General features: G+C 59.0%; 29 protein-coding genes, 4 tRNA genes and 1 pseudogene. 22 read left to right on the top strand and 12 right to left on the bottom strand.

The features are described from left to right. Positions 1–2 precede the first annotated feature (2 nt). From sthA to phaC, 6 genes are all read right to left on the bottom strand, one after another. The gene (sthA, locus tag BSK43_RS22260) at positions 3–1,406 is read right to left on the bottom strand and encodes a Si-specific NAD(P)(+) transhydrogenase (RefSeq protein ID WP_077469801.1); all 1,404 of its coding nucleotides are present in this window, start codon (positions 1,404–1,406) and stop codon (positions 3–5) included. Between the two features lie 109 nt (positions 1,407–1,515). Further along, entirely contained in the window at positions 1,516–2,112 is a 597-nt protein-coding gene (locus tag BSK43_RS22255; protein ID WP_077469802.1) for a dual specificity protein phosphatase family protein, read from the bottom strand. Between the two features lie 261 nt (positions 2,113–2,373). Further along, the gene (radC, locus tag BSK43_RS22250; protein WP_136687259.1) at positions 2,374–3,174 is read right to left on the bottom strand and encodes a DNA repair protein RadC; all 801 of its coding nucleotides are present in this window, start codon (positions 3,172–3,174) and stop codon (positions 2,374–2,376) included. Between the two features lie 42 nt (positions 3,175–3,216). Continuing rightward, complete coding sequence (gene map, locus BSK43_RS22245; protein WP_077469804.1) at positions 3,217–4,053, bottom strand: type I methionyl aminopeptidase; 837 nt, start codon at positions 4,051–4,053, stop codon at positions 3,217–3,219. Positions 4,054–4,055: 2 nt separating this feature from the next. Then, on the bottom strand, positions 4,056–4,805 hold the full coding sequence (gene sfsA / locus BSK43_RS22240; RefSeq protein ID WP_077469805.1) for a DNA/RNA nuclease SfsA: 750 nt from the start codon (positions 4,803–4,805) through the stop codon (positions 4,056–4,058). A gap of 15 nt (positions 4,806–4,820) precedes the next feature. Next, positions 4,821–6,668: a class I poly(R)-hydroxyalkanoic acid synthase gene (phaC, locus tag BSK43_RS22235; protein WP_077469806.1), complete on the bottom strand. Its 1,848-nt coding sequence runs from the start codon at positions 6,666–6,668 to the stop codon at positions 4,821–4,823. 159 nt (positions 6,669–6,827) lie between these two features. Here phaC and BSK43_RS22230 point away from each other — a divergent pair, with 159 nt between their 5' ends. The 5 genes from BSK43_RS22230 to BSK43_RS22210 all read left to right on the top strand — a co-directional run bounded on the left by BSK43_RS22230 (position 6,828) and on the right by BSK43_RS22210 (position 13,084). After that, a complete protein-coding gene (locus tag BSK43_RS22230) occupies positions 6,828–7,280 on the top strand; it encodes a hypothetical protein (RefSeq protein ID WP_077469807.1) in 453 nt (150 codons plus the stop codon). A 220-nt stretch (positions 7,281–7,500) separates the two neighbouring features. Continuing rightward, positions 7,501–8,718 (top strand): LL-diaminopimelate aminotransferase, encoded by a 1,218-nt coding sequence (locus BSK43_RS22225; RefSeq protein WP_068386290.1) that lies wholly within the window; start codon positions 7,501–7,503, stop codon positions 8,716–8,718. A gap of 57 nt (positions 8,719–8,775) precedes the next feature. Next, positions 8,776–10,095, top strand: coding sequence for a homoserine dehydrogenase (locus tag BSK43_RS22220; RefSeq protein ID WP_068386293.1), 1,320 nt, complete (start codon positions 8,776–8,778; stop codon positions 10,093–10,095). A 56-nt stretch (positions 10,096–10,151) separates the two neighbouring features. Beyond that, positions 10,152–11,954, top strand: coding sequence for a single-stranded-DNA-specific exonuclease RecJ (gene recJ, locus BSK43_RS22215; RefSeq protein WP_136687257.1), 1,803 nt, complete (start codon positions 10,152–10,154; stop codon positions 11,952–11,954). Then, complete coding sequence (locus tag BSK43_RS22210; RefSeq protein WP_246662652.1) at positions 11,897–13,084, top strand: phosphodiester glycosidase family protein; 1,188 nt, start codon at positions 11,897–11,899, stop codon at positions 13,082–13,084. The genes recJ and BSK43_RS22210 overlap by 58 nt, the downstream gene beginning before the upstream one ends. 34 nt (positions 13,085–13,118) lie before the next feature. Here the strand turns inward: BSK43_RS22210 and BSK43_RS22205 are convergent. The 5 genes from BSK43_RS22205 to BSK43_RS22185 form a co-directional block, all read right to left on the bottom strand. Beyond that, positions 13,119–13,193: transfer RNA gene (locus BSK43_RS22205), tRNA-Glu, on the bottom strand. A gap of 130 nt (positions 13,194–13,323) precedes the next feature. After that, positions 13,324–13,398 (bottom strand) — tRNA-Glu (locus tag BSK43_RS22200). A gap of 84 nt (positions 13,399–13,482) precedes the next feature. Beyond that, positions 13,483–13,557: transfer RNA gene (locus BSK43_RS22195), tRNA-Glu, on the bottom strand. Between the two features lie 171 nt (positions 13,558–13,728). Beyond that, complete coding sequence (locus tag BSK43_RS22190; RefSeq protein ID WP_246662651.1) at positions 13,729–14,553, bottom strand: hypothetical protein; 825 nt, start codon at positions 14,551–14,553, stop codon at positions 13,729–13,731. A gap of 175 nt (positions 14,554–14,728) precedes the next feature. Continuing rightward, complete coding sequence (locus tag BSK43_RS22185; RefSeq protein WP_068386302.1) at positions 14,729–15,169, bottom strand: VOC family protein; 441 nt, start codon at positions 15,167–15,169, stop codon at positions 14,729–14,731. A 197-nt stretch (positions 15,170–15,366) separates the two neighbouring features. Between BSK43_RS22185 and BSK43_RS22180 the strand changes: the two genes are divergently transcribed. Further along, positions 15,367–15,945, top strand: a complete 579-nt coding sequence (locus BSK43_RS22180; protein WP_077469809.1) for a cold-shock protein — start codon at positions 15,367–15,369, stop codon at positions 15,943–15,945. Positions 15,946–16,118: 173 nt separating this feature from the next. On the opposite strand, the gene BSK43_RS22175 is transcribed toward BSK43_RS22180, so the two are convergent. Beyond that, positions 16,119–16,361 (bottom strand): hypothetical protein, encoded by a 243-nt coding sequence (locus BSK43_RS22175; RefSeq protein WP_077469810.1) that lies wholly within the window; start codon positions 16,359–16,361, stop codon positions 16,119–16,121. 264 nt (positions 16,362–16,625) lie between these two features. Between BSK43_RS22175 and BSK43_RS22170 the strand changes: the two genes are divergently transcribed. The 16 genes and pseudogenes from BSK43_RS22170 (at position 16,626) to BSK43_RS22100 (ending at position 26,993) form a co-directional block, all read left to right on the top strand. Beyond that, complete coding sequence (locus tag BSK43_RS22170; RefSeq protein WP_136687183.1) at positions 16,626–17,126, top strand: DUF192 domain-containing protein; 501 nt, start codon at positions 16,626–16,628, stop codon at positions 17,124–17,126. Positions 17,127–17,289: 163 nt separating this feature from the next. Beyond that, a tRNA-Pro gene (locus BSK43_RS22165) sits at positions 17,290–17,366 on the top strand. Between the two features lie 89 nt (positions 17,367–17,455). Beyond that, positions 17,456–17,626: pseudogene (locus tag BSK43_RS36155) on the top strand (DUF6538 domain-containing protein); the annotation flags it as partial. A gap of 27 nt (positions 17,627–17,653) precedes the next feature. Next, positions 17,654–19,057: a hypothetical protein gene (locus BSK43_RS35430; RefSeq protein WP_205910644.1), complete on the top strand. Its 1,404-nt coding sequence runs from the start codon at positions 17,654–17,656 to the stop codon at positions 19,055–19,057. 92 nt (positions 19,058–19,149) lie between these two features. Next, positions 19,150–20,388 (top strand): phage portal protein, encoded by a 1,239-nt coding sequence (locus BSK43_RS22155; RefSeq protein WP_077469811.1) that lies wholly within the window; start codon positions 19,150–19,152, stop codon positions 20,386–20,388. Further along, positions 20,388–20,756 carry a gene transfer agent family protein gene (locus BSK43_RS22150; RefSeq protein ID WP_077469812.1) on the top strand — a complete coding sequence of 123 codons (369 nt, stop codon included), beginning with the start codon at positions 20,388–20,390 and terminating at the stop codon, positions 20,754–20,756. The genes BSK43_RS22155 and BSK43_RS22150 overlap by 1 nt, the downstream gene beginning before the upstream one ends. Then, positions 20,753–22,267, top strand: coding sequence for a phage major capsid protein (locus tag BSK43_RS22145; RefSeq protein WP_136687178.1), 1,515 nt, complete (start codon positions 20,753–20,755; stop codon positions 22,265–22,267). The genes BSK43_RS22150 and BSK43_RS22145 overlap by 4 nt, the downstream gene beginning before the upstream one ends. Before the next feature lie 60 nt (positions 22,268–22,327). Continuing rightward, positions 22,328–22,909, top strand: coding sequence for a hypothetical protein (locus BSK43_RS22140; protein WP_246662650.1), 582 nt, complete (start codon positions 22,328–22,330; stop codon positions 22,907–22,909). Further along, positions 22,906–23,259: an HNH endonuclease gene (locus BSK43_RS22135; protein WP_077469814.1), complete on the top strand. Its 354-nt coding sequence runs from the start codon at positions 22,906–22,908 to the stop codon at positions 23,257–23,259. The genes BSK43_RS22140 and BSK43_RS22135 overlap by 4 nt, the downstream gene beginning before the upstream one ends. Beyond that, positions 23,256–23,510, top strand: coding sequence for a hypothetical protein (locus BSK43_RS22130; RefSeq protein ID WP_077469815.1), 255 nt, complete (start codon positions 23,256–23,258; stop codon positions 23,508–23,510). Before BSK43_RS22135 ends, BSK43_RS22130 begins: the two co-directional genes overlap by 4 nt. Continuing rightward, positions 23,507–23,809: a head-tail connector protein gene (locus BSK43_RS22125; RefSeq protein ID WP_077469816.1), complete on the top strand. Its 303-nt coding sequence runs from the start codon at positions 23,507–23,509 to the stop codon at positions 23,807–23,809. Before BSK43_RS22130 ends, BSK43_RS22125 begins: the two co-directional genes overlap by 4 nt. Then, positions 23,799–24,227: an HK97-gp10 family putative phage morphogenesis protein gene (locus BSK43_RS22120; protein WP_136687176.1), complete on the top strand. Its 429-nt coding sequence runs from the start codon at positions 23,799–23,801 to the stop codon at positions 24,225–24,227. The genes BSK43_RS22125 and BSK43_RS22120 overlap by 11 nt, the downstream gene beginning before the upstream one ends. Next, the gene (locus BSK43_RS22115) at positions 24,220–24,636 is read left to right on the top strand and encodes a DUF3168 domain-containing protein (RefSeq protein ID WP_077469817.1); all 417 of its coding nucleotides are present in this window, start codon (positions 24,220–24,222) and stop codon (positions 24,634–24,636) included. Before BSK43_RS22120 ends, BSK43_RS22115 begins: the two co-directional genes overlap by 8 nt. Continuing rightward, entirely contained in the window at positions 24,636–24,953 is a 318-nt protein-coding gene (locus tag BSK43_RS22110; RefSeq protein WP_077469818.1) for a phage head closure protein, read from the top strand. Before BSK43_RS22115 ends, BSK43_RS22110 begins: the two co-directional genes overlap by 1 nt. Then, a complete protein-coding gene (locus BSK43_RS22105) occupies positions 24,950–25,354 on the top strand; it encodes a P27 family phage terminase small subunit (RefSeq protein ID WP_077469819.1) in 405 nt (134 codons plus the stop codon). The genes BSK43_RS22110 and BSK43_RS22105 overlap by 4 nt, the downstream gene beginning before the upstream one ends. Further along, the gene (locus BSK43_RS22100) at positions 25,347–26,993 is read left to right on the top strand and encodes a terminase TerL endonuclease subunit (protein WP_077469820.1); all 1,647 of its coding nucleotides are present in this window, start codon (positions 25,347–25,349) and stop codon (positions 26,991–26,993) included. The genes BSK43_RS22105 and BSK43_RS22100 overlap by 8 nt, the downstream gene beginning before the upstream one ends. Positions 26,994–26,995: the final 2 nt, after the last annotated feature.

Below are 26,995 nucleotides of genomic sequence, written 5' to 3'. Positions count from 1 at the left end.
GCTCAAATCTCCGACTTGATATCACCCATGCGGTTCCAGGCATCCAGACCAGCGATCTTGTAGGCTTCGGCGAGCGTCGGATAGTTGAAGGTGTTCTCGACGAAATATTCGACGGTGCCCTTGAGGTTCAGCACCGCCTGGCCGATGTGGACGAGTTCGGTCGCGCCTTCGCCGACGATGTGGACGCCGAGCAGGCGGCGTGTCTTCAGCGAGAAGATCATTTTCAAGAGACCGGTGTCGAGGCCCATAATGTGGCCGCGCGAGGTCTCGCGGAAGCGGGCGATACCGCATTCATAGGCGATGTGTCGTTCCTTGACCTCTTCCTCGGTGAGGCCACAGGTGGAAATCTCAGGCACTGCGTAGATGCCGTAGGGGAAGTATTTCGGCGGCTCCTTGGCGATCGCACCGACGGCCACGCGGGCAGCGATGCGGCCCTGTTCCATTGAGGTAGAGGCAAGGCTCGGGAAGCCGACGACGTCGCCCGCGGCAAAGATATGCGGAACCTTGGTGGCGAAGGTTTCCGGATTGACGCTCAGACGGCCGCGCGCATCGGCCTCGAGGCCGGCGGCGGGGAGATTGAGCGTATCGGTCGCGCCCATGCGACCGGCGGCAAACAGCACCATATCGGTGGTGAGGCGGCGGCCATTGTCGAGTGTCAGTTCGACCTTGCCGTTCTGATGGGTAACCTTCTCCGCCTTCTGGCCGAGGAACAGCTTCATGTTGCGGTCGCGCAGCTGATAGGTGAAATCCTCGACAATCTCCTTGTCGATGAAGTCGAGCATGGTCGACTTCGGATCAATCAGCGTCACCTGCGTGTCGAGCGCACTGAAGATTGTAGCGTATTCGATGCCGATGACGCCGGCGCCGATCACGACCATCGAGCGCGGCAGCTCCTCAATTTCCAACAGCTCGTCGCTATCGAGAACCGTCTTGCCATCGAAGGGCATGTAATCGGGACGGAACGGCTTGGTGCCGACCGCGAGCAGGATGCTGGCGGCGGAAACGGTGACAACCTCGCCGTCATCCTTGACGACCTGCATGGTCTGGGGATCGACGAAGCTTGCCTTGCCGCGCATATGCTGAACGCGATTGCGCGCGAACTGGTGTTCCAGCACTTCGACTTCATGATCCAGGGTGATCAGCAGGCGGCGGCGCAGATCCTCTGCGCTGATTTCCTGCTTGACGCGATAGGCGCGCCCATAGAAGCCGCGTTCGCGCCAGCCTGACAGGTTCAGCGCGGTTTCACGCAGCGTCTTGGAGGGGATTGTGCCGGTGTGGACCGAAACGCCGCCGACGCGCTTGCCTTGCTCGATGACGAGCACCTTCTTGCCGAGCTTTGCAGCCTGAATGGCACCTCTGCGGCCGGCAGGGCCACTACCCACGACTAGAAGATCGAATTGGTCCATCGGGAAGCCTCGGATGATTGGATAGGGAATCAATGTCGCAACGCAACATGCTGTCCGTCAACCGGTAGCTGCTCAATGTTACAGATTATCTAACAGGAAGCGCCGTTCCTCAGGAGGCCGGCGGGTTGAGCCAGGGTTGGAGCTTTTCGAAAGTCCGATCCATGGCATAGGCACGCATAAAAGGAAGAGAGACGTGTCCATAGACGATCGACATCTGGTTGCCTGCAATCGCCTGACTGGTCTTGGCGATGGCGGCAAGATAAAGCGCGGATGCAAGCCCGGTGCGGTCAGCTCCGGCCTGGCAATGAATGAGGATCGGTTTTGGCGCATCACGCATGATCTCGACCAACTGCGCCGCCTGCGCCTCCGTCAATTCCTTGTTCGAAGACATGCGGAAATCGATATGATTGATGTCTAGCTGCTTCGCTTCGGCGACTTCCTTATCGTACCAATGACGGCCGCTATTGTTGCCTCGCAGATTGATGATGGTCTTGATGCCATATTGCTTCTGGAAATCCGCGATCGTCGCTGCCGATGGCTGAGAGGAACGATAGAGCTCACCGGCGATGACCGGATGGAAATTCGTTGTCCAAAGCATATGGGCATAGAAGCCGCCCGCGACTGCCGTAAATGCCACCAAAGCGACAATTGCCCCGCCACCGATGCGGCGGAGGTAACGAGCAAGTGTCGGCGATATCTTCTGCATGCGATCTCCGGGCTGGCATAGCGCTCAAGCGAATAGGTCAAATTAAAACAACACCATATGCCAACAGACTTGCCGTTTTGGGTGCGGCGATCCTTTTGACAGGTCATCATGATGCTGAACTGAAAAATGGAAACAGGGATCAAGAGAGTAAGATCGCAAGATTTTACGTAGGCCTACGAAGCGTATGAATATAAAAATATATAGAATTTAACATTATATTAAAAATCACTAATATTTTACTTTAGCGTAATTGAGGCGATTTCAGATCAGCCGCAATGCTCTGAAGCTGACATGGCCGTTCTTGCCGATGATAATATGATCGTGAACGGTAATACCCAGAGGCTTGGCCGTATCGATGATCGTCTTGGTCATCTCGATATCGGCGCGCGACGGCGTCGGATCTCCTGACGGATGATTGTGGACGAGGATCACAGCTGTGGAAGAGAGTTCCAGTGCACGCTTGACCACCTCGCGCGGATAAACGGGCGTGTGGTCGACGGTGCCAAGGCCCTGGATTTCGTCGGCAATCAAGGCGTTGCGCTTATCGAGGAACAGTAGCCGGAATTGTTCGCGCGCCTCGTGCGCCATGGCCGTGTGGCAATAATCGATCAGCGCCTTCCAGGAGGATAGAACCGGCTTGCCCGTCAGTTCGCTCTTCAGCATGCGCTGCGCCACGCTTGCGACAAGCTTCAGATCAAGCGCCACTGCATCGCCGACGCCGCTGATCTCCGTCAGCAGGCCCACCGGCGCACCGAAGACGCCGCCGAGCGTTCCGAAGCGGGCGAGCAGGGCCTTGGCGATCGGTTTCGTGTCGCGGCGCGGAATGAGCCTGAACAGCAGCAATTCGAGAATTTCATAGTCGGCGAGCGCCGTGTCGCCACCGTCGCGATAGCGGTTGCGTAGCCGCTCGCGATGGCCATGGTAATCGGCTTCCACTTTGGCAGGAGCCGATTTGGCGGAAGCGGGTGGCGATTTCGCGGATTGCGCAGGAAAAAACATCCGCTCGTCGAAAAGCTGGGCTTCTTCCGATGCCTCCGCCGTCCCGCCGCCGTCAAGGGGCATGTCGCCATGTCCGGAAGAGCGAGCGGGGCGTTTCGCCATCAGTTATCCCTGCAGCGGCGGCAGGCCGGGGCGATCGAGACCGCCGGGCGATAGGGTAAAGATCTCGCAGCCCGTGGCAGTAACCCCGACGGTGTGCTCGTATTGAGCCGAGAGCGAGCGATCTCGCGTCACGGCAGTCCAGCCGTCGCCGAGCACCTTCACATGTGGCTTGCCGAGATTGATCATGGGCTCGATGGTAAAGATCATGCCCTCGCGCAATTCCGGTCCGTCGCTGGCGCGGCCGTAATGCAGGATATTCGGCGAGTCGTGGAAGAGGCTGCCGACGCCATGGCCGCAGAAGTCGCGAACGACCGAGCAGCGCTCCGCCTCGGCATAGGTCTGGATCGCCTCGCCGATGGCGCCGGTGCGGGCGCCCGGGCGCACGGCAGCGATGCCGCGCATCAGGGATTCATAGGTGACTTCCAGAAGCCGTTCCGCCGAGCGCTTGATTTCGCCGACAGGATACATGCGGCTGGAATCGCCATGCCATCCGTCGAGCACATAGGTCACGTCGATGTTGACGACGTCTCCGTCGCGCAGCGGCTTTTCGTTGGGAATGCCGTGGCAGACGACATGGTTGATCGAGGTACAGGAGGATTTCATATAGCCGCGATAATTCAGCGTCGCCGGAAAGGCACCGTGATCCATGCCGAATTCGAAAACGAAGCGATCAATGACGTCGGTCGCGACGCCCGGCTCGACGATGGCGGCCAGTTCATCGAGGCAGCGGGCGGTTAGCTGGCACGCCTTGCGCATGCCGGCAAACGCATCCTGCCCGTAGAGGCGGATAGCGCCCGTATTCTTCGCCGGCGCCGTTGCCGCTTCGATGTAGTTCACCATGGTTAGCCTTCAGCCGAAATCTTTATACTGGTATCTAATGCAGCTATGCCGGGTTCGTCTATCGGGATCAACCCGGCAGGGGTGATTTCCGTCGGTGAAAACCTGCATTTCAGAGCATATACTTCGACGCCGCGCCTCAAAGCCCGCTCGAAGGCCTTGAGGTAAATGGGATCGAGATCGCCGCAGATCCGAAAGCGATGGCAATCATTCCGCTGGATCACGAATAGCATCACGGCGCGAAAGCCTGCCTGCACCATGTCACCAAGCTCTTCCAGATGCTTGGCGCCGCGCGCGGTCGCCGTATCGGGAAATTCCGCCAGACGTGGCTGTCGCATGAAGTGGACGTTCTTGACCTCGACATAGGTGGTTGTCTTCAACGGGTCGGTCAAGAGCAGGTCGATGCGGGAGTTGCGGCCGTAATTCTGCTCGCGCTTGACCGTGGTGTAGTCGCCGAGATCGGAGACCTGGCCGAGCGCGATGGCTTCCGCCGCGATGCGGTTTGGCATGCCGGTATTGACGCCAACCGTCGTGCCGTCGGCCTCGATTAGTTCGAAGACATGGCGATATTTCCGTTTGGTGCCCTCATGCTCTGAGAGCCAAATGCGGGAACCGGGCGCCGTCAGCCCCAGCATGGAGCCGGTATTCGGGCAGGAGCCTGTGATAAGCGTCCCGTCTTCCAGCTCGGCATCGAAAAGGAAGCGCTTGTATCGCGCGATCAGCCGGGCAGGGACGAGAGGCGGATTGAAGAGCATGAATGAATTGATCGCCTAGGCCCGTTCCAGCACGAAGCTGCCGGGCGCCTCTTCAAGGGCGTTGAGAGCCTGGCCGCCGGGCTGGCGCGCAGGCGCCATGCGATGGTCCTGGGACAGGATCCATGCATGCCAATGCGTCCACCAGGAGCCGGGCGTCTCCTTCGCGTCCTCCAGCCAATGCTCGTAGTCGCCCTTCACCGGGCCACCGGTCCAGAACTGGTATTTGCGCTTGTCCGGCGGGTTGACGACGCCCGCGATGTGGCCGGAACCGGTCAACACGAACTCTACCGGCCCGCCAAAATACTGGCTGCCGACGAAAACGGACTTCGCAGGGGCGATATGATCTTCGCGCGTCGCCAGATTATAAACGGGGATGCGTACATCCTTCAGCGACAATGTCTTGCCGTCGAGGACCATCTTGCCCTGGCTCAGCGTATTGTTGAGGTAGCAATTGCGCAGATAGAAGGAGTGGTTGGCCGCCGCCATACGCGTCGAATCGGCATTCCAGAACAGAAGATCGAAGGGCAGGGGTTCCTGACCCTTCAGGTAGCTGTTGACGAAGTATGGCCAGATCAATTCGGAGGCGCGAAGCATATTGAAGGCCGCGGCCATCTTCGATCCCTCAAGATAGCCGACGACATTCATCTGCTGCTCGAGCGACGCGATTTGTTCCTCGTCAACGAAAACCTTGAGATCGCCCGCAAAGGTGAAATCGACCTGTGTCGTCAGGAAGGTCACGGTGCGGATGCGCTTGTTCTTTTCCTTGGCGTGGAGGGCGAGCGTTGCCGCGAGCAGCGTACCGCCGACGCAATAGCCGACGGCATTGACCTCTTGTTCGCCGGTCGCCTTTTCGACGGCTTCCAGCGCGAAATCGATACCTTCGCGCGCATAGGAGGTCCAGTCCTTCAGCGCGTGGCGTTGATCGGGGTTCACCCAGGAAATGACGAAGACTGTGTGTCCCTGTTCCACGCACCATTTGATGAATGATTTCTGCGGGTTGAGATCGAGAATATAGAATTTGTTGATCCAGGGCGGGCAGATGAGCAGCGGCCGCTTCAGCACCTTCTCTGTTGCCGGCTCATAGTGGATGATCTGGCAGACATCGCTTTGTGCGATCACCTTGCCGGGCGTCAGCGCCATATCGCGACCGACAGCAAATTTCGTCATGTCGGTCTGCCGCAGCCGCAATTCGCCACGGCCCAGATTGATGTCTTCGGCAAGCATCTTCATGCCGCGCACCAGATTCTCCGCATTGGAGGCGACCGTTTCGCGATAGAGCTGCGGATTCGTCGCAATGAAATTGCTCGGCGAAAAAGCGGCCGTGATCTGCTTCGTATAGAAAGCGGCCTTGTGGCGGGTATGGTCGTCTAGGCCTTCAGCGTCGCCAACGAGCTTTTCCGCCCAGCCGGCGGTCAGAAGATAGGTCTGCTTCAGAAAGTCGAAGAAGGGGTTCTTCTGCCAGTCCTCATCCGCGAAGCGCTTGTCCTTGACCGGTTCGGCCTCGGTCTCGGCGGACGAATCGCCGTTGAGGCGCTGCAGCGTTTTCGTCCATAGGCCAAAATAACCAGACAGCAGATAGGTTTGCGCCTCCAGCGTCCGGCGCGGGTCGGAAAGCCAGTATTCGCCGACTCTGGACAGCGTTTTGACCATATCGGTGATCGGATCGGCGACGGTGTCAACCTTCTCGCCGCGTTCGCGTGGCGCCAGCCACTCGGATGCCGCCTTGCCGAGATTTTCCAGCGCACGGGCGAAGTTGACGGCCATCGCTTCGGGATCCCTGACGATGTAAGGCTCGACTGACTTCGGGTCGAAGCCGGCAAAGCCGCCATTTCCTTCATTGTTGTCCCGCTTGCTGTCGGTCACGCATCATCCTCCCGGCGGCAATTGTCTCTTGTTTTCCATTTGTACATCTTGCGGGAAAAGGAATACAAGTCGAATGAAACGCAACCCTGCTCTTGCTTTGCTGCTGCGACAAATTTAACAGTCGCAACCCACAGCAAGGAATAGCGCAGGAAGACAATTATGGGCGGCGGCATGGTGGCAAGACTGAACCGGTATTCCGTACTCTGCGGTGCGATGTGCGGAATTCTCGCATTGACGCTCGCGGGCTGCTCGACTCCTGAGGAAAAAGCGGCCTTTGCCAAGCGCAAGCAGCCGCCGGCTGCTGTCATCGTCAAACCTGCCAAAGGCAGTCAGGTCGATCTCAGTAACACGCAGCAATACTACAAGGACGGCTACCCGTCTTTCAACGCGCCGCCGACGGCCGCGAACGTTCAGATCAACGATCAGCAGGCCGGAGATCTGGTCAAGCAGCTGACCGCACTCGGATCGCAGCGCAAGGCCGGCACCATCTCGGAAGCCGAGTACCAGAAGCGCGTCGCCGACATGCGCAAGCTCGCCGCCGAACACGGCCAGGATACGTTGCAGGAAATTCAGAAAGAGAGCAGCGCTCAGCCGAGCCAGACGCAGAATTAACCTTGCGTTTCAGGCAATTTCGACGCAAAGCGTTCGGATAGGCCGAATTTGGATGTGTCTTTATCGGTTAAGTGCAGTTTGCCTGCGCAACCGCCCAAGATTCACCTTATCTTTCGAGTCAGCTAGTTGCGGCGCCGCGATTCCAAGTTCGTATCGCGGCTCACCGGAAGATCGACGAACTTCATCGCGGTTGTGAGGGCCGCTGTCCCTGGGGAAATAAATGGAAGAGTTTCATAAAGTCCGGCGTTTGCCGCCCTACGTTTTCGAACAGGTCAACCGTTTGAAAGCAAGCGCGCGAGCGGGCGGGGCGGACATTATCGACCTCGGCATGGGCAATCCCGACCTTCCGACCCCGAAGGCGATCGTCGACAAGCTGTGCGAAGTGGTCCAGGACCCGCGCACGCATCGCTATTCCTCATCCAAGGGAATTCCTGGCCTGCGCCGGGCGCAGGCCGCTTATTACGCTCGTCGTTTCGGCGTCAAGCTCAATCCGGATACGCAGGTGGTCGCCACGCTGGGCTCCAAGGAAGGCTTCGCCAACATGGCGCAGGCGATCACGGCGCCGGGCGATGTTATCCTCTGCCCGAACCCGACCTATCCGATCCACGCCTTCGGCTTCCTGATGGCCGGCGGCGTCATCCGTTCGATGTCGGTCGAGCCGGACGATAGCTTCTTCCCGCCGCTGGAGCGGGCCGTGCGCCATTCGATCCCGAAGCCGCTGGCCCTGATCCTCAACTACCCGTCGAACCCGACGGCCTATGTTGCGACACTGGATTTCTACAAGGAAGTCATCGCCTTCGCCAAGAAGCACGACATCATCGTGCTCTCGGATCTCGCCTATTCGGAAATCTACTTCGACGACGCGCCGCCGCCGTCGGTGCTGGAAGTCCCTGGCGCCATGGACGTGACGGTCGAGTTCACCTCGATGTCGAAAACCTTCTCCATGCCCGGCTGGCGCATGGGATTTGCCGTCGGCAACGAGCGGCTGATTGCTGCATTGACGCGGGTGAAGTCTTACCTCGATTACGGCGCCTTCACGCCGATCCAGGTGGCCGCGACCCATGCACTCAACGGCGACGGTTCCGACATCGCCGAAGTGCGCAGCATCTACAAGCGTCGCCGCGACGTTCTGGTCGATAGCTTCGGCAAGGCCGGCTTCGAAGTGCCGCCGCCGGCAGCGACTATGTTCGCCTGGGCGAAGATCCCTGAGAAGTTCCGTCATCTTGGCTCGCTGGAGTTTTCCAAGCTCCTCGTCGAGAAGGCCGACATCGCGGTTGCGCCTGGCATCGGCTTCGGCGAGCAGGGCGACGATTATGTCCGCATCGCGCTTGTGGAAAATGAGCATCGCATCCGGCAGGCAGCGCGTAATCTGAAGCGCTTCCTCTCCACCGCCGATGAAACAATGCATAATGTGATTTCGCTGAACGCACATCGTTGATATCGCACGGCAGCCGTTCCCGCGGCTGCGTCCCAAGATACTGATCAGGAATTTTTCATGGCAGATGCCCTCAAAATCGGCATTGCGGGCTTGGGCACCGTTGGTGCCTCGCTCGTCCGCATCATCCAGAGCCGCGCCAACGAGCTTGCCGTCACCTGCGGCCGTCCCATCAAGATCGTCGCCGTCACCGCGCGTGATCGCACCAAGGATCGCGGCATCGACCTCACGGATGTCGAATGGTTCGGCGGCCCGGTCGATCTGGCTCAGAAGGCCGATATCGATGTTTTCGTCGAGTTGATCGGCGGCTCCGAGGGCGCTGCCAACGCTGCCGTGCGGGCCGCTCTTGCCCGTGGCCTGCATGTCGTCACCGCCAACAAGGCGCTTCTTGCCTATCATGGTGTCGAGCTCGCGCAGATCGCGGAAGAGAAGGGCGCTCTGCTCAATTTCGAAGCGGCGGTCGCCGGCGGGATTCCGGTCATCAAGGCCCTGCGCGAATCCCTGACGGGCAACACGATTTCGCGCGTCTACGGTATCATGAACGGCACCTGCAACTACATCCTGACCCGGATGGAGAAGGAAGGCCTGTCCTTTGCCGATTGCCTGAAGGAAGCCCAGCGGCTCGGCTATGCCGAAGCCGATCCGGCCTTCGACATTGAGGGCAATGACACCGCGCACAAGCTGGCCATCTTGACGACGCTTGCCTTCGGCAACCGCATCGCAGCCGATGACATCTATCTCGAAGGCATCACCAACGTCTCCATCGAGGATATCCGTGCTGCCGCCGATCTCGGCTATCGCATCAAGCTGCTCGGCGTTGCCCAGCGCACCGAAAGCGGGATCGAACAGCGCGTGCACCCGACCATGGTGCCGCTCGATTCGGTCATCGCCCAGGTCGATGGCGTCACCAATGCCGTGGCGATCGAATCGGACATTCTCGGCGAATTGCTGATGGTCGGTCCCGGCGCCGGAGGCAACGCCACGGCGTCCTCCGTACTCGGCGACATCGCTGATATCGCCAAGAGCCAGCCGGGCGCACAGCGCGTGCCGGTGCTTGGCCACCCTGCCAAGTCGCTGGAGCCTTATCGCAAGGCGCAGATGCAGAGCCACGAAGGCGGTTATTTCATCCGCCTGACCGTTCTCGACCGTACTGGCGTCTTCGCAAGCGTCGCGACCCGCATGGCGGAGAACCACATCTCGCTCGAATCGATCGTCCAGCGCTCGACACAGCACCTGTCGCCCTCGGCGCATCAGACGATCATTCTCGTGACCCACGCGACCACAGAGGATTCGGTGCGCAAGGCTGTCGCTGCCATAAAGACCGAAGGCTACCTCGTCGGCGAGCCACAGGTCATCCGCATCGAGCGGCCGAAGGAATAGGCTGACGGCGGCGGCGCTTCAAAGGGCGCCGCCATCCTCAAATTTTGGGAGAGATGGTGGAGCAACCGGTCGATCCAGTTCAGCGAGCCTTTCTGGGCGTGGAGCGCTCGGTATCCGGCAATCGCTGGGTCTCCCGGCTCGACCAGGCCGGACAGAACAGAGCACTCGCCATCGCGCAGGTGCATGGTCTGCCGGAGCTGATCGCCCGCGTGCTTGCCGGTCGTGGTGTCGGCATCGATGAGGCCATGGCCTTCCTCGATCCGACGATCCGCAGCCTGATGCCCGATCCCTATCTGCTGACTGACTGCGAAAAGGCGGCACAGCGCCTTCTGCGTGCGATCAAAACAGGCGAAACCGTTGCGATCTTCGGCGACTACGATGTCGATGGAGCCTCCTCGTCGGCGCTGCTCTATCGCTTCCTGACCCATTTCGGCGTTCCCGCCAGCATCTATATCCCCGATCGTATCTTCGAAGGCTACGGCCCCAATCCTAACGCCATCAACCAGCTCATCGACAATGGCGCGACACTGATCGTCACGGTCGATTGCGGCTCCACCAGCTTCGAGGCGCTGGAGGCGGCAAGGACGCGTAATATCGACGTCGTCGTCATCGATCATCACCAGGTGGCGCACGAGCTGCCGCCATGCCACGCGTTGGTCAATCCGAACCGTGAGGACGATCTCTCAGGGCAGGGGCATCTCTGCGCTGCCGGCGTCGTCTTCCTCGTTCTCGTTGCTGCCCTGAAGCAATTGCGTGAAGTCGGTGACGCCCGTGTGCGCTCGCTGGACCTGCTCGCCTGGCTCGATATCGTCGCGCTCGCGACGGTTTGCGATGTCGTGCCGCTCAAGGGCCTAAACCGCGCCTATGTGGTGAAGGGTCTGATTGCCGCCCGTCACCAGGGCAATCCCGGACTTGCCGCTCTGTTTCGCAAGGCAGGGCTTGGCGGCCCGGTGACGCCCTATCATTTCGGTTTCCTGATCGGCCCGCGCATCAATGCCGGCGGCCGCATCGGCGATGCGGCACTCGGCGCGCGCCTTCTGACCCTCGACGATACCAGCGAAGCCGAGACGATTGCTGCCAAGCTCGATGAGCTCAACCGTGACCGCCAGCTCATGGAGGCCGCCATGCTGCAGGAGGCCGAGGGTGAAGCGCTGGCGGAATATGGCAATGGCGACGGCGCCTCGGTCATCATCACGGCGCGGGAGAACTGGCATCCCGGCATCGTCGGCCTGATCGCTTCGCGCCTCAAAGACAAGTTTCGCCGCCCTGCCTTTGCAATTGCCTTTGATTCGTCGGGCAAGGGTACCGGCTCCGGCCGCTCGATCAACGGCTTCGACATGGGCCGCATGGTCCGCGCCGCCGTCGATGCCGGTTTGCTGGTCAAGGGCGGCGGTCACGCGATGGCGGCTGGCCTGACGGTGGAGCGGAGCAATCTCGGAAAATTGCGCGCCTTCTTCACCGAGAAGGCGGAAAAGCAGGTTGCCGGCCTCGTGGCCAACGAAACACTCAAGATCGACGGTGCACTCGGCGCCAGCGGCGCGACCGTGGAACTGATAGACCGCCTCGAAACGGCCGGCCCTTACGGCTCAGGTCATCCACAGCCCATCTTCGCCCTGCCGAGCCACCGGCTGCGCGATTCCCGTCTCGTCGGCCAGTCACATATCAAGGTGACACTGGAAGCGCAGGATGGCGGCCGGGTCGATGGCATAGCCTTCCGCGCCGCCGAAACGCCCCTGGGCGAATTGCTGATGTCCTCCCGCGGCGCGCAGCTCCATGTGGCGGGAACACTCGGCGCCGATCATTGGCAGGGAAGCCGTCGCGTGCAGCTGCGCGTCATGGATGCGGTCAAAGCGCCCTAATCATTCCACCGATCACATGGGCGCTAAGCACCAGCGGTAGCAATGAATTTATCAACTCATGGCATCCGGCAGGTGCGTCTATTTATTGCCACTTCTCAAGAGATATTGGTCAGATTGTGAAGCGCTGTTGCTGGCGACTTTGGATGGTATCGATGTCTTTTAGAGTTAAGTTTTCTATTGCTATTTTCATCCTGATTTTTGTGGTGATGGCAGGCGCAGCCGGTTGGCTATGGGAGCGCAACGGAGCTTATGGGTTCAACACGTTGCTCCGGCGTGGCGGCACCTATTGGATTTCGATCAAGGCTGACGATCCGCGCTTGTCGCCGTCTATGCGACTGGCCTTAAGCGATCCACAGCCAGTGGCGCAACCGGGACCACTGGTTTGGCAGGAGCCCGAGAAAGGTTTTGAAGTTGCCGAGCTGCCTGTCATGGTCGATGGCCGCGAGGTCGACCGTATCCTGCTGAACCGTATTGATCCGACACTTTACCGCTTTGTGGCAAGAAATGCGCCGAGCGGTGACAAAGGGATCGATGAATGGGAGCGAGCGTTGTCAAACGCAGTCCTCATCGTCAATGGCAGCTATTACGATCTAAAGGGCAGGCCTGACACGCCGATCATAAGCGAGGGTGCCGCTGCCGGACCGGCAATCTATGATGCGAAGGCAGGCGCCTTTGTCGCCGGCGAGGGTTTCGCGGATATCAAGGATCTATCGCATCAGGATTGGCAAACAGCGCTCGCAGGTGCGGCAAATGCCATGGTTTCCTATCCTCTGTTGATCGGCGCGGATGGACAGACCCACGTCACGACAAAGAGCCGCTGGCTCGCAAATCGCACCTTTGTCGGCAAGGATGGCGCGGGCCGCATTATCGTTGGCACGACGAAGGACGCTTTCTTTCCACTCGGCCCGCTGGCAGAGTTTCTGAAAAGGTCCCCTCTGGATTTGAAAATGGCCCTCAATTTCGACGGTGGACCGATTGCTTGCCAAAGCGTCCGGCTACCGGGATTTCAGAGGAAACTTTATGCGCTCTGGGAAGCGCAGGTCTATGGCAGCGAGGTCAGGCTTTTGAGATGGCCGCTATCGAGCGCCACCTGGGCGATGCCAATGGTTTTGACGATCGAGCGAAAATAACGACGCGAATTCAAAGATTTCGAGGGAGAGACAGTGGCACGCCCTAGGGGAGTCGAACCCCTCTTTACAGAATGAAAATCTGTCGTCCTAACCGATAGACGAAGGGCGCGTGCTGTGGCGCCCTTATAGTCAGCACCTTTTGTTCCCGCAAGCGGAAAATCGAGAAAAATCCCAGAAAAATCCATGACTAGGCGCAGATTTTTCGAGGCAATTGTGGAAAACCCAGCAACACCATGATTTGGTACGCCCTAGGGGAGTCGAACCCCTCTTTACAGAATGAGAATCTGTCGTCCTAACCGATAGACGAAGGGCGCAAGCCACACCGCACAGATAGGAATGGTGCACGGCGTCCGCAAGCGGAAGCTTAATGAATTCACGATGGGGAGGAAGAACAACAGTGGCACGCCCTAGGGGAGTCGAACCCCTCTTTACAGAATGAAAATCTGTCGTCCTAACCGATAGACGAAGGGCGCGTACAGCTGTTGTGTGGCGCGCTTATAGCGGGGTGATTTCATTCCTGCAAGCGGCAATTTCGCTTTTTTGTGGAAAAAATGACAGGTGGATGAAAGTGCTGCCGGTCCGGAATAAGCAAGACTTAACAGGGTGTTGCCGGCAGGATTGCAGATTCCCCGCTAGCGGCCGCCTTATCGGCCGGTTCCGTTTTGTATCGGCTCCACCAGCAGCTTGCCGTCCTTGCCCTGGTTCTTCGATGCGATGAAGTTTGCCAGCATCGCCGCTTCCTTGCTGTCCAGTTTGCGGACATTGGAGCCTGGCAGCGGCATGATTTTCGAAGGCGTCGCATCGGCCGTCGGCTTCATCGGGGTAGCGGCGGTTTGAGCGGAAACATTGCGGACGACGGGTGGAGGCAGAAAGTCTTCCGAGGTCCGTGTTGCCGGCGAGCCGGCCATGCCGGTTTGCGGTGCAACAGCCTGCATCGCGCTTGGCGGCATGCTGTAGACGCTGCGTATGCCCGGCGTGATTCCCTGCGTGCCTGCGTCAGGCTGCGCCTTGGCGAGCGTCCCGTCTGGATTGACCGCAATCGGCGGCGGCGCCGAAAAAATGCTGCTCCTGTTTGCATTGACGCCAGTCGGCTGCGTCACGAGACCGGCAATGCTGGCGGGTGCATCGGAAGGTGCAGCTGTCGGTGCGCCGGGGTAAAGGGCCTGGTTCTGCTCTGTGACCAACCGCTGCTGCGTGCCGTTGACGCTATGGACCCGCGGGTCACGATAGGCGGCATCACCTTTCTGTCGCCTGGCCTCAGCCTTGTCGTTCAGGTTTGCCGCAAGCTGTTCGGCTTCGCTCAGCTGCGGAGCCGCCTCGGTCGTCTCCTGCGGCTTTGTACTGGTGGTCGCGCAACCGGCGATCATCACAAATGAGGCGATGACGGCAATAGTGCTTGCGAGCTTCTTCTTACCGTATAAAATCTGTCGATCGCACAAAGGACGTTCCTCGCAAAAAAAGGTTTGCATCGAACGGCCTCCTGCGAGGGACGATGATATGGCGCGCGCCGACTGGGAGCGAGAACCGCGCGATATCCGATGCATGATGCTTCGAGTCGTCCAAGCATGCCGGAGGATGGGCATGGGCGGCAAGCGCGAAACGGATGGCTCCGCGCGTGCCGTAAGCCTCGCGAAAGCTTGCGTTTTACCAGGCGCCGGTATTGGGAAGGGAAGCCCAAGGCTCGGCGGACGGAAGATTGTCGCCCTTCTGCAGGATCTCGATGGAAATGCCGTCCGGAGACCTTACGAACGCCATGTGGCCATCACGCGGCGGGCGATTGATGATGATGCCATTGTCCATGAGCTTCTGGCAGGTCGCGTAGATGTCGTCGACCTCATAGGCAAGATGACCGAAATTGCGTCCGCCTGTATAGACTTCCGGGTCCCAGTTATAGGTCAATTCCAGGCTGGGCGCGCCATTGCTTCGGGACGATTCGGCATCTTCGGCCGCGGCAAGGAATACGAGCGTAAAGCGACCCTTCTCGTTTTCGTAGCGGCGGGTTTCGGTGAGGCCGAATAGGGTGCTATAAAAATGCAACGAGGCGTCGAGATCGGTGACGCGGACCATTGTGTGGAGATAACGCATTCTATTTCCTCTCTTAATATTGAGCTGGTGCGATCTTGGATCGCGACGCCAGCTTCGCGCAAGTGTTGGAGCGGTAATCTTAGGGTGCGGATAAACAAAAACTAGGACTTGCGCTTTTCCGTTACCAAGATGTTAATCTTGATATCAGGGAATCAGTTAACCGTAACAGTGTGACGCGTAATCGAGGGCTGGCTAGGATGGGTGACAGAATTTCATCGAAGGGAGTTGAAGACTTCGAGGAGATGTCCGGCGATACCGTCGAGCTCATCGAAATCTCCGGCGTCGTCAAGTGGTTCGATGTTGCCAAGGGTTTTGGTTTCATCGTGCCCGACAACGGCATGCAGGACGTTTTGCTGCATGTGACATGCCTGCGTCGCGACGGTTATCAGACCATTCTCGAGGGAACGCGCATCGTAGCGCTGATCCAGCGCCGGGAGCGCGGCTATCAGGCCTTCAAGATTCTCTCCATGGATCAGTCGACCGCCACGCATCCATCGCAGATGCCGCCGGTGCGCACCCATGTGCAGGTAACGGCGACCAGTGGTCTGGAGCGTGCCTTGGTCAAGTGGTTCAACCGCACCAAGGGTTTTGGCTTCCTGACGCGCGGTGAGGGCACAGAGGATATCTTCGTGCACATGGAAACGTTGCGCCGCTTCGGCCTGGCGGAGCTGCGGCCGGGGCAGGTGGTGCTCGTTCGCTTCGGACCTGGCGAAAAGGGCCTGATGGCGGCGGAAATCCATCCGGACGCGCCGAGCGCAGCAACACGGCCGCACTGAAATCGTCGCGAATTTGTGTCTCAGGGTTTCGAAGAGCTTCGCTTGGACGCTTCATTGGACCGTGAGATCGCCCAATGTTTCTCGATCCAATTGCCATATGCAGGGGCTGAAGCGGCGCTTCGTCGGCATTCGCGATAATCAAGATCATCCGCTCAAGGTCACCGCAACTGGCGCTAACCTCGAATTTGCAATGCATCGATCAGCCGATGCACCTTTTCGGTTGCATAGACAATGTCCTCCCGGGGCAAATGCACCGTGATTTCGATCTCCTGCCATCGCCCGCCATGATCTTTGGCGTAGCTGACCGCGGCCCTTAGAGATTTGAATTCAACTGCGGGAGCATCGGTAATCCAGAACTGTACGGTGCAGTCCGCCTCAGCATAGTCTGTTAGAGCTTTGATTGGGTCTAGGGCCATGATGAGAGCATTATACCGTTGCCAGCTCTTTGGCTATCGGACCTATGTCTGAAATCCGCCACTATGCCGGCCACCCGGCAACGCCTCTAGTTCGGCAAGCCTCTTTCCATCACGCTTGAGCCTCCGGCCGGTGATCTCTTCAATTGGCATCCCAGCGCTTTTTGCTGATCGACAGACGTGGCCATTGCGGCCATAATATCTCCAAAGGCAACCTGTCTGAGTATGGTCTAATTTATGGCGTGGAACACAAAATATAATAAAAACATGATGTTAGGCGCACTAAAAAGCGCCATCGTGGCGCTTTTTCTCGTTGGGGCCGCGGCTCCGACTTCGGTTGCCGCGCAGGCAACGAGCCAGCAGTCGATGGCCTTCGAATCGGAGCCGCTGTCGATCATTTCGCCCAAGGGCGTGACGCACAAGTTCAGCGTCGAACTGGCCCTGACGCCACCGCAGCTGGAATTCGGCTTGATGTATCGCGACAAGATGGCCGCCGATCATGGCATGCTGTTCGATTTCGGCACGTCACGCCCCGTCATGATGTGGATGAAGAACACCAAGCTGTCGCTCGACATGCTATTTCTGGATCAAACAGGTATCGTCACCCATATCCAGGAAAATGCCGTGCCTTATTCCGAGGCGATTATCAGCTCAGGCGGCCCGGTCGCTTACGTCATCGAGCTGAACGCCGGAATTGTCAAAAAACTCGGCCTTGCTGTCGGCGATAAGGTGACGAGCGCCACCATCTCAAAGAAATCAGGCAAGTAGATTTCTCCGGGGAAGAGTTGTCCAGCATGATTTTACCTGTTGCAGCCGACAGGTGAACCGTGTATCTCCCCATTCGTTCCGCAGGGCAGGTGTTCGGCGGTACAGGATACAGGCACGATCTCGTTTGCTTAGATGCATTGTTTCGAGGATCGTGCTGACGGTACGGAGTGTAGCGCAGTCTGGTAGCGCATCTGGTTTGGGACCAGAGGGTCGGGAGTTCGAATCTCTCCACTCCGACCATCGTTTTCGCCTGAAAACGCTGGAAATGCTGATTTAGTTGGGGTTCCGCACAGTCATCTGTTACAAACCATGTAACAAAAGAGACTGGCATGACAGACAAATACCTCCTAAATCGCGACGGACGATATTTCGCCCGGATCGTCATTCCGAAAGACCTTCGGCCCTTCCTCGACAATAAGACCGAACTCCGCACGCCGCTTGGGCCTGACAAGCGGGCAGCGAAAGCGCGCCTTCATACAGCCGTTGCGGACATACAGGCGCAAATCGCGGTTGCGGAGCGGCGCGCCATGGTCGCCAAGGGCGAAGCCATCACGCCCGGTCGCTATCCTCTCCCGGTCGAACAGATCGCTCTTCGAAACTACAATCAACGAATCGCCTTCGACACCGAATTGCGGAACATGGACAATCGCCATGCGATGGGCCTTGTGGACGACAGGCTTGTGGAACTCTTGCGGGAGGGTGTCGCGGGCGGTCTTTCCGACGATAGCCTCGAAACGCTTGTCGGGCGTCAAATCGAGCGCTTCCGACGCCTTGGCAACACGACGGTAGTCAAAGGCTCGTCGGAATGGCGAACGCTCGCCCGCGCCTTGTGTGTCTCAGAGCTTGAAGCGCTTGCCCGCGTTGCCGAACGCGACGAGGGCGATTTCACCGGGAAGCCGGAAGACCCCATGCTAGCTGCTGCCGTTGATGCCGACGAAATCGCCCAAGAGGTGGATGCTTCGGATTTCAACAATCTGACGTTCGAAATGGTCATTGCGGAGAAGGAGCGCCTGACCGGCATGGGATTGGGCGGCAAGGTGAAGTCCGCAACCACGCTAGAAAAGTATCGCGGCGTTGTGCATGACTTCGAACACCATCGCCGCAGCAAGCGCGTTGCGACCGTCACCCTTGAGGAAGGGGAGGCATGGCGCAACGCCATGCTTGATGCTGGCAAACTCTCCCGAAAGACGATCAAAGATAAGCTAGCGACGATCCGGGCAATTCTCGGATGGGGACAAGAACAATGCCGTGGAAGGCTCTTCCCGGCTGCGCCGAAGGGCACTCCCTTCGACTACCTAGAAATGCCCGTTGGTGAAGAGAAGGACAGCGCCGAACGAACCTATACCCTCAAGGATGCGCGTCACCTATTGGTGACAGCGCGCACCGCAGCCCGGTCGAGCTTCCGCTGGATACCTTGGATTATCGCCCATACCGGCGCGCGTGTGAACGAAATAACAGTTTTAGAGAAGAGCGATATATTCGAGCTTGAGGGCCATTGGTTCATTCATATTCGTGTTGGCAATGGTCGCACGACGAAGACCGGCAAGGCCCGCAAGGTGCCGGTGCATCGCGCGCTGGTCTGCGAAGGCTTCATTGATTTCGTTAAAGCTCAGCCAGACGGCAAGCTCTTTCCGGGTGGCATGAATGAGGACCAGCGTATTCGGGAATGGATTCATGAGAAGGTCTTTCCTAACCGGAAGGACATGCCACCTCCGAACCACGGATTCCGCCACCTATTTGAAGACGCTTTGTATGCTGGCGTCAGTCAGAAGGCCGCGCTCTACATTACAGGCCGTGCTTCCGGTTCGTCCGCAGATGATTACGGCGGGAGCGATCTCCGTCTAATCTCGATTGCGGAACAAATGGACATGGTGCGGGACATTGTTGCGGCAGATAAGAGTGAGACGGCTCCTAATCAAAATGTGAATTAAATCCTATAAAATAGGAAAATAATCACACAAAGGGATTCACAAGAGAGTCCTGATATGAGATTCTGCCCTCAAGTTAATTGAGGACGGAACGCATGAATCTGCCGAATATTGTTTCAAGTGCGAAGAAGGCGCTCGGCTTCTCGACAGAACAGAAGGCGTATTCCCTCACTGATCCCGCAATCAATGAAATCTTCGGCCTGATTCCTACTGCTTCCGGGATTGTCGTTACTGGCAATTCTGCGATGCACGTCCCGGCAGTTCTTCAGGCCGTGCGGTTGATCTCTGAAACCATCGGCTCGCTTCCTTGCAAGCTCTACCGCGAGACTGACGACAGCAAGGAAGCGGCCAAGGATCATCCCGGCCATAAGATCACCCATAGCCGGGCGAACGACTGGACCAGCGCCGGACAGCTTCGCATCGACCTGACGATTGACGCCCTGCTTCACGGCGCTGGCTATGCGCAGGTAGTTCGCGCGTCCGATGATCGCCCGCTTGAGCTTCACCGGCTGGACCCGTCGAAGGTGCAGCGCAATTGCGAGGACGATGGCGAACCCTTCTATCTCGTATCGACCGAACGCGGACAGGTCCGGCATTTCTACCGCGACGTTCTCTATATCCCGGCCTTCGCTGGCGTCTCGCCGGTCAAGCTTGGCCGCGAGGCCATCGGCATCGGCCTCACCCTCGAAAAGCATACGTCCAATCTCTTCAGCGACGGCGCGCGCCCCAGCGGCATGTTCTGGACCGAGAACACGGTTCCCGACACTGACGCCGGGACGAAGACCATCGCCAATATCCTGAAAGACTATCGTTCGGCCTTCAGCGGCGGGAAGCAGTCGCGCCCGCTCATCGTGCCGAACGGCTTCCGCTATCAGCAGATGGCTCTTGCCAGCACCGACGCGCAATTCATTGAAAACCGCCTTGAACAGATCAACGAAGTCGCCCGCATCTTTGGCGTTCCCCCTCACATGCTCTATCAGCTTGAGCGCGCGACGTGGAGCAATGCCGAACAGATGGCCGCGAGCTTCCTTCAGCTTTGCCTTCGCCCGTGGCTCGACAAGTGGCAGGACGCCTATGCGACCGTGCTTCTCACCGACGAAGAGCGCGACACCCTCTATTTCGAATTCGTCATTGATGACCTTCAGCGCGCCGACGCGGCAGGCAGGGCCGAAATCTTCAGCAAGCTCATCGCCGCTCGCGTGATGACGCCGAACGAAGCCCGCGCAGCCATGAACTATCCGTCGCTTCCGGGCGGTGACGAACTCGCCAATCCCTACACCACGACGACCACGACCGGCCCGGCAGAGCGCCAGCAGCCGAAGGAATCACAGTAATGCAGCACACCGCCTTTTTCGGTGACGGCGAAAAGACCTTCGCCCTCACGACCGAAATGATTCATGAGCTAGAGCGCACGACCGGCAGCGGCATCATGGCACTTCATGCCCGGTTCCGTTCGATGGCAGCGCACTTCTTTGACCTGACCGAAGTCATCCGCACCGGCCTTATCGGTGGTGGAATGTCCCCGGAACAAGCCCTGAAGCTCACCGGCATTTACAGCCGTTCGATGCTTATTTCGGACCTCTACATTCTCGCATTCGACATTCTGGACGCCCGTTGGAGCGGCAAGCCTGAAAACGATACAGCCGCGACCGGCGATATGGGCGCAGCCATCAATGAAGGTCTTCGCGAGGTTGCGGAATGATCGCTCAGAACCTCGAAATCAAGGCTGAAGTCTCGATTGACGAAGCTGGCACCGTCACCGGCATGGCTTGGCCTTTCGACGCGCCCGATAGCGTCGGCGACATAATTGAAAAGGGCACCATCGCCTTCGCGAACAGTGTGCCGATGGTCATGGAACATGACCAGCATAAGGTTGTCGGTGTTTGGGAGACCTACACCGAAACCGACAGGGGGCTTGAAGTTAAGGGCCGCTTGTTCGTGGAAGGCATCGGACCCGCCCGCGATGCTCACCGGCAGTTGAAGGCCGGTAAGATCGGCGGCTTGTCCATCGGCTTCCGTCACACCGGCTTTGACCCGCGCCCGGCAGGCGGTCGCGTCTTCAAGTCCATCACCATCAACGAAATCAGCCTTTGCCGTCGCCCGGTTCATCCCGGCGCACACGTCACCGTCGTTAAGTCCCAGATTGAGGAAATTATGGAAAACGAAATCGAGAATGCACCGGAAGTTAAGTCTGACCCGGTTGTTTCCCCTGAAGAACTGAAGGCCATCAAGGCCCGCATGGACAAGCTGGAAGCCAAGGCGAACCGCCCCCTTGCAGCCAATAACAATCACCCGAATGCCGTCAATGACAACAGCGAGAAGAAGGCATTCGCCGATTTCGTTCGCTCCGGCGATGCCAATGAAGTGAAGTCGCTTGGCTATGCTACCCCTTCGACGGGCGGCATCCTGGCACCGGAAGCGGTCTCGACTTCGATCCTCGAAAAGGTCGCCGAGTTCTCGCCGGTTCGCGGCCTTGCCCAGACCATCAGCATGTCCGGCCCGCTGCTTCAGCTTCCCCGCCTTGTCGATGAGGTTGCAGTCGGTGAAGTTGCGGAAACCGCGCCGCGCCCGGAAAGCGAACCGTCGTTCGATCAGATCGACCTGAAGCCGTTCGAAATGGCCGTCATCGTTCCGGTCACCCGCATCCTGCTTGAGGACGCCCAGATCGATCTTGCGTCCTATCTCGGCAACCACATTGCACGCCGGTTCGGCCAGAAGGAGGCCGGTTGGTTCGTCAACGGCAACGGCAGCACTCAGGCCGAAGGCATTCTTACGTCCGACGACGTGCAGGAATTTGAAGGCGAGATTGCCGCCGACGATCTCATTGACCTGTTCTACAGCATCAAGACTGCCTATTCGGCAAACGGCTCTTGGCTCATGAACCGCAAGACGATGGCCGCTGTTCGCAAGCTGAAGGACACCGACGGGGCTTATCTGTGGGAGCGCTCGATTGCGGCCGGCCAGCCGCCGCTTCTGCTTGGTCGCCCGGTCTACGAAGCCGTGGACATGCCGGACGTTGCAGCCGATGCCACGCCGATTGTCTTCGGCGATTTCGCAACGGGCTATGCCGTTGCTGACCGCGTGGGCTTCAATATCCTTCGCGATGAACTGACCGGCGCGGCGAATGGCATCATCAAGCTTCATGCTCGCCGTCGTGTAGGTGGTCGCATCGTCATGGGCGAAGCCCTTACGAAGCTGAAGGTTGCGGCTTAATCCATGATCTACCAGCGGCCCGCCTATGAAGAAGTAAGGATCTCGCACAGTGGAAGCACCGTGACGCTTCGCCCTACCTTGCAGGCCGCAGTTACCCTCGCATCGCGTTTCAGCTTTCAGGCAATGTATCGGGCCTTAGCTGACGGCAATTTCACTTTCATTTCCGAAATCATCCTGACGACGGCCAATAATCGGCAGGATGCGGCGGGGTTCCTGTCCATCTGTAAGGGAACCCCGCTTTCGGATTTCATCGGCCCGGCTCGTATGCCGCTCGCCGAACTTGTTTCCATGCTCATGCCCGCGCCGAACCCGGACAGGGATAATGGGGCTGCACCGGCACCTAGCGGCAAGTCGCTCGCATGGCCGGAATTCTATGCTCATCAGTTCGAACAGGCGACCGGCTGGCTCGGCTGGACGCCCGAACAGGCATGGAACGCCACGCCGACCGAAATCGACCGCGCATATTCGGCCCATATCGCAAAGCTGAAGGCCATCCACGGTAGCAGCGAGGACGATAAGCAGCCTCCGGCGAAGGCATTCGACCCCGAACAGGCCGCGCGTAATGTCGCTGCTGGCCTCGATCCTGAATTTGACCGTTCCGGCCTTCACTCACTCAAGATGAAGATCGCGAGCGGATCATGAGCAAGCCGCCCCGCATTTGTTCTTGTAGTCGCGTCGTGGAATACGGCGTTATCTGCGAATGCCAGCGCGCGCTAACCCGCGAACGCAACGCCCGGCATGATGCTCGCCGTCCTTCGGCCCGTGTCCGTGGCTATAACCACGAGTGGCGCAAGGCCCGCACCGAATACCTCACTATGCACCCGCACTGCCGGGAGTGCAGCACCCACGGCATCACGCGCATCGCCAGCGTGGTCGATCACAATGTTCCCCATCGAGGCGACAAGCGCCTGTTCTGGCACCGCGCGAACTGGCAGCCGCTTTGCGCACCCTGTCACAACTCCATCAAGCAGCGGCAGGAGCGCGCGCTATGAAGACTGTTTTATACACCTACCTTGGACAGCGTTGGCTTCTTTCTGAACTCGCCGACATCACTGGTGTCCCGCGTTTCACCTTGCGCGCTCGATTAGCTGATGGCTGGACGATGGAGCAGGCACTCGGCACCCCAACCCCTAAGCAGCGCCGGGCGGGGGTGGTCTCCAATTTGTCTGCCTTTGAGGGGACCGGCGCGGGGAGCACTTCACAAGAGAGCGCCAATATAACTTTTTCAGGGAATGAAGCATGACCGTAGTATCGCTTGACCTCGCCAAGCAGCACATGAAGATCGATGGAAACGCCGAAGATGAGCTTATTTCGCTCTACATCGACGGTGCCGAAGCATGGATTGCCAATTACATCGGCAAGCCGCTCGCCGACTTCGATCCACTTCCGGCAGACGTGAAAATCGCAATTCTGAAGCTCGTTTCCTTCCATTATGAGGTTCGCAGTCTCGCGAGCTACGGCATTTCCGTGGACTCTGTGCCGCTCGGCGTAACGTCGTTGCTTTCCAGCTATCGCGAAAAGTGGTTCGGCGATGGCGAATAAGAGCGACAACGGCCTCGCCGAAACCCTCGCAGCCTTCGACAGGATCGCCCGCGCGCCGCGTGAGGCCGTGCTTCCGGCCTTGAGGAAGTCCGGCAACGAGCTTGCCGATGCCCAGAAGGCCCTTGCCGAAACGTCCCGCGATACCGGCGCGCTCATCGACAGCATTGCTGTGACCATGCCCGGCCACGCCACGCCCGCATATTCGCAGCCGGGCGGCAGTCGCGTTGCCGGTGAAACGGAAGTGATCGTCACGGCCGGAAACACCGATGTTCGCTACGCGCACCTTGTCGAATACGGCACGTCGAACGCCGAAGCGCAGCCATTTTTCTGGCCCGCCCTTCGGCTTCTCCGCAAGCGCCTTCAGAACCGTATCAACCGCGCCGCAAAGAAGGCCGTGAAAGACGCATGGAATGATTGAACCGACCCTTGCCCTTCAGACTGCTATCCGCGCCCGCCTCATCGGGAAGCAGGAAGTCACCGACCTTGTTCCGGCAGAGGATATCCGTTCGGGCAGCACCCGGCCCGATAACAAGCCCTGCATTATAATGAGCGACGGCAACACCGCGCTTCACGGCCATGATTATAGCAGCCAGCGGACGGCGTGGGTGTATCTGGACCTTCATATCTGGACGCTGGACGCCGGGCAGGATGCGGCGAAGGAGATTGCGGGCGCTGTTACCGCAGCCCTCGACAAGCGCAATCTGGCTATCGAAGGCGGCTATTGCGACCATTTTCGTGTCACCGCATCCCGGTTCCCGCGTGATCCTAACCCCGCATATGGTCATGGCGTCCTGTCCGTCGAAGCCCTCATTCGGTGGATTGTCTGATGCTCAATATCGGTAACATGGATCGCCGCATCACTATCGAACGCGAGACGGAAGGCACCAAGCCTTCCGGCGACGTGGTGAAGGCGTGGACGCCCGTCGCAACGGTATGGGCCGAAGTCCTTCAGCAGTCGGCGAGCGAATTCTTCACCGGATACGGCGAGGCCGAAACCGGCACCGTGATTTTCCGTGTCCGTTTTCGTCCTGGCATCACGACTGCCGACCGCGTGACCTATGACGGCATCGCCTACGGCCTGAAGGAAATCAAGGAAATCGGCAGGCGCGATGCGCTGGAACTTCTCGGCGAGGCCCTGAAGTGACCCACCTTCGCGGCGTGAAGCCGCCCGTCGAACGCGATAGCAACGCCCTGATGAAGGCACCTTCGGCACCGAAGCACCTTTCGGCCTATGCCCGCGCCGAGTGGAAGCGGATCATGCCCGGCCTCATCGAACGCGGCATTATCACCCGTGGCGATCTCGGCGGCATCGAAGATTTGTGCATGGCGCGCGGTTTCGCCCGTGAGGTTGAGGACGCCCGTCGTGCGGCCCCGATGGATAAGGTTCTGTTCGGGATGCAGAACCGCGCTTTGCAGACGGCCCGGCAGCTTGCAGCCGAATACGGGTTGTCGCCGACCAGCCGCGCCCGTGTCGGCAGCGTGGCGATGGACGATGACGACGAAGACAGCATTCTCTCGATTGGCAGGAACCGCACCCATGCCTAAGAGCGCGTTCCCGCACTGGATTTACGATGGCAGCACTATCGACGACCCGTTCGGCTATGGACAGGATGCCGTTGACTTCATCCGGGCGCTGAAGCACCCGAAAAGCAGTGCGCCGAAGAATGCCTTCCAGCTTTTCGACCCGTTCGAGCGCATCACGCGCCGCATCTATGGCCCGCGTCATCCTGACGGTCGCCGTATCATCAAGACCGTGTTTCTCATGCTTGGCCGTGGCAATCGCAAGACCAGCCACGCGGCAGCATGGTCTTCGCTTCACGTCTACGGCCCCGAAGCCGTGCCATCCGGGCAGGTGATTTTCGCCGCGTGTGATCGCGAACAGGCTAATATCGGCTTTAGCGAGGTGGCGAGCATCGTAGAACGGACGCGCCCGCTGAAGGCAATTTCGAGGATAAATAACGCCTTTGGAGGAATGAAGCGGATTTTGAACACCCGCAACGGCGCGACCCTCAAAGCGGTTTCGAGCGACGGCAAGGCCCAGCACGGCACCACCCCGAACTTCATCCTTGTGGACGAAATTCACAAGTGGCAGGGCCGAGACCTTTGGGAAGCTCTATCTTCCGGCATGGTTAAGACCAGCGAACCGCTGATGATCGTTTGCACGACGGCAGGGCGCGGGCAGGATAATGTTGGCTTCGAACTCTATGATTACGCTTACAAGGTCGCGACGGGCGAACATGAAGACCCGACCTTTTTGCCGATCCTGTTTCAGGCCGAACCCGGCGACGATTGGGAAGATGAAGCAACGTGGCCGAAGGCGAACCCCGGCCTGCCTTATGGTTTCCCCGACCTTGAAGGGATGCGCGATTGGGTTCGCAAGGCCAAGGTCAGCCCGCCGACGCGGTATGAGTTTCAGCAGCTTGGCTTGAACATTTGGCAGGCCGCTTCTCGTGATCCGCTCTTCGACATGGCCGTGTATGACGCGGGCCGTGATCCGAACTTCGATCTCGCCGAACTTGAGGGCCTGCCGTGCTGGCTTGGCGTGGACTTGTCCCGCTCCGGTGACTTGACCGCTATCGTGGCCGCGTTCCGGCACGGCGATGGCCGCATTTCAGTTCATCCGTGGTTCTTCCTGCCGTCCGAAGGGCTTGAGGAAAAGGCCAAGGTCGAACAGGTTCCCTATACCCGGTGGCGCGATGATGGCCTGTTGACCGTGATCGACGGCCCGGTGATCGAACCCGCCGTGATCGCCGACAAGATTGTTGACCTTTGCGGCACCTTCGACGTGCGCGAAGTTATCTTCGACCCGTCGCTTGCCGGGCCGATCATGGGCAAGCTCGTAGACCACGGCATCAACGTGCTTCAGCTTCCGCAGACGGCGAAGCACATGCACGGCCCGATTTGCGACCTTGAGCGCGTCGTAAATGGCCGTCGCATCCGCCACGGCGCGCACCCGATCCTTCGCAATCACTTCGAAAGCGTCGTGGTGAAGCGCGCCACGAACGCGGGTGAATTGACGACCATGCACAAGGGCACGCGCCATTCGAACCATATCGACGGCGCGATTGCGTCAGCCCTGTCTGTCTTCCGGGCAGCGGCGAACGATAATCAGCCCGCCCTTCATGAACTCCCGCCCGAAGAATACGCCGCCCGCATGGATGCCATGTGGGATGAAGCAGCATAAGG

This window comes from Rhizobium sp. P44RR-XXIV, assembly GCF_001999485.2.
Lineage (GTDB): Bacteria > Pseudomonadota > Alphaproteobacteria > Rhizobiales > Rhizobiaceae > Rhizobium.
The sequence above is the reverse complement of the archived record's forward strand: the minus strand, read 5'-3'. Positions and strand labels throughout refer to the sequence as shown.

Bases quoted from the DNA above. Each gene is read 5' to 3' on its own strand.
- BSK43_RS22180 (WP_077469809.1), top strand. From the start codon at position 15,367: ATGGGTGACAGAATTTCATCGAAGGGAGTTGAAGACTTCGAGGAGATG.
- BSK43_RS22255 (WP_077469802.1), bottom strand. From the start codon at position 2,112: ATGCAGAAGATATCGCCGACACTTGCTCGTTACCTCCGCCGCATCGGT.
- sfsA (WP_077469805.1), bottom strand. From the start codon at position 4,805: ATGCTCTTCAATCCGCCTCTCGTCCCTGCCCGGCTGATCGCGCGATAC.
- BSK43_RS22145 (WP_136687178.1), top strand. From the start codon at position 20,753: ATGATCGCTCAGAACCTCGAAATCAAGGCTGAAGTCTCGATTGACGAA.
- BSK43_RS22130 (WP_077469815.1), top strand. From the start codon at position 23,256: ATGAAGACTGTTTTATACACCTACCTTGGACAGCGTTGGCTTCTTTCT.
- BSK43_RS35430 (WP_205910644.1), top strand. From the start codon at position 17,654: ATGGTCGCCAAGGGCGAAGCCATCACGCCCGGTCGCTATCCTCTCCCG.
- radC (WP_136687259.1), bottom strand. From the start codon at position 3,174: ATGCCCCTTGACGGCGGCGGGACGGCGGAGGCATCGGAAGAAGCCCAG.
- BSK43_RS22190 (WP_246662651.1), bottom strand. From the start codon at position 14,553: ATGCAAACCTTTTTTTGCGAGGAACGTCCTTTGTGCGATCGACAGATT.
- BSK43_RS22115 (WP_077469817.1), top strand. From the start codon at position 24,220: ATGATTGAACCGACCCTTGCCCTTCAGACTGCTATCCGCGCCCGCCTC.
- BSK43_RS22225 (WP_068386290.1), top strand. From the start codon at position 7,501: ATGGAAGAGTTTCATAAAGTCCGGCGTTTGCCGCCCTACGTTTTCGAA.
- BSK43_RS22185 (WP_068386302.1), bottom strand. From the start codon at position 15,169: ATGCGTTATCTCCACACAATGGTCCGCGTCACCGATCTCGACGCCTCG.
- BSK43_RS22135 (WP_077469814.1), top strand. From the start codon at position 22,906: ATGAGCAAGCCGCCCCGCATTTGTTCTTGTAGTCGCGTCGTGGAATAC.
- BSK43_RS22170 (WP_136687183.1), top strand. From the start codon at position 16,626: ATGATGTTAGGCGCACTAAAAAGCGCCATCGTGGCGCTTTTTCTCGTT.
- BSK43_RS22230 (WP_077469807.1), top strand. From the start codon at position 6,828: ATGGGCGGCGGCATGGTGGCAAGACTGAACCGGTATTCCGTACTCTGC.
- BSK43_RS22155 (WP_077469811.1), top strand. From the start codon at position 19,150: ATGAATCTGCCGAATATTGTTTCAAGTGCGAAGAAGGCGCTCGGCTTC.
- BSK43_RS22100 (WP_077469820.1), top strand. From the start codon at position 25,347: ATGCCTAAGAGCGCGTTCCCGCACTGGATTTACGATGGCAGCACTATC.
- BSK43_RS22110 (WP_077469818.1), top strand. From the start codon at position 24,636: ATGCTCAATATCGGTAACATGGATCGCCGCATCACTATCGAACGCGAG.
- BSK43_RS22120 (WP_136687176.1), top strand. From the start codon at position 23,799: ATGGCGAATAAGAGCGACAACGGCCTCGCCGAAACCCTCGCAGCCTTC.
- BSK43_RS22150 (WP_077469812.1), top strand. From the start codon at position 20,388: ATGCAGCACACCGCCTTTTTCGGTGACGGCGAAAAGACCTTCGCCCTC.
- map (WP_077469804.1), bottom strand. From the start codon at position 4,053: ATGGTGAACTACATCGAAGCGGCAACGGCGCCGGCGAAGAATACGGGC.
- BSK43_RS22220 (WP_068386293.1), top strand. From the start codon at position 8,776: ATGGCAGATGCCCTCAAAATCGGCATTGCGGGCTTGGGCACCGTTGGT.
- BSK43_RS22175 (WP_077469810.1), bottom strand. From the start codon at position 16,361: ATGGCCCTAGACCCAATCAAAGCTCTAACAGACTATGCTGAGGCGGAC.
- BSK43_RS22125 (WP_077469816.1), top strand. From the start codon at position 23,507: ATGACCGTAGTATCGCTTGACCTCGCCAAGCAGCACATGAAGATCGAT.
- sthA (WP_077469801.1), bottom strand. From the start codon at position 1,406: ATGGACCAATTCGATCTTCTAGTCGTGGGTAGTGGCCCTGCCGGCCGC.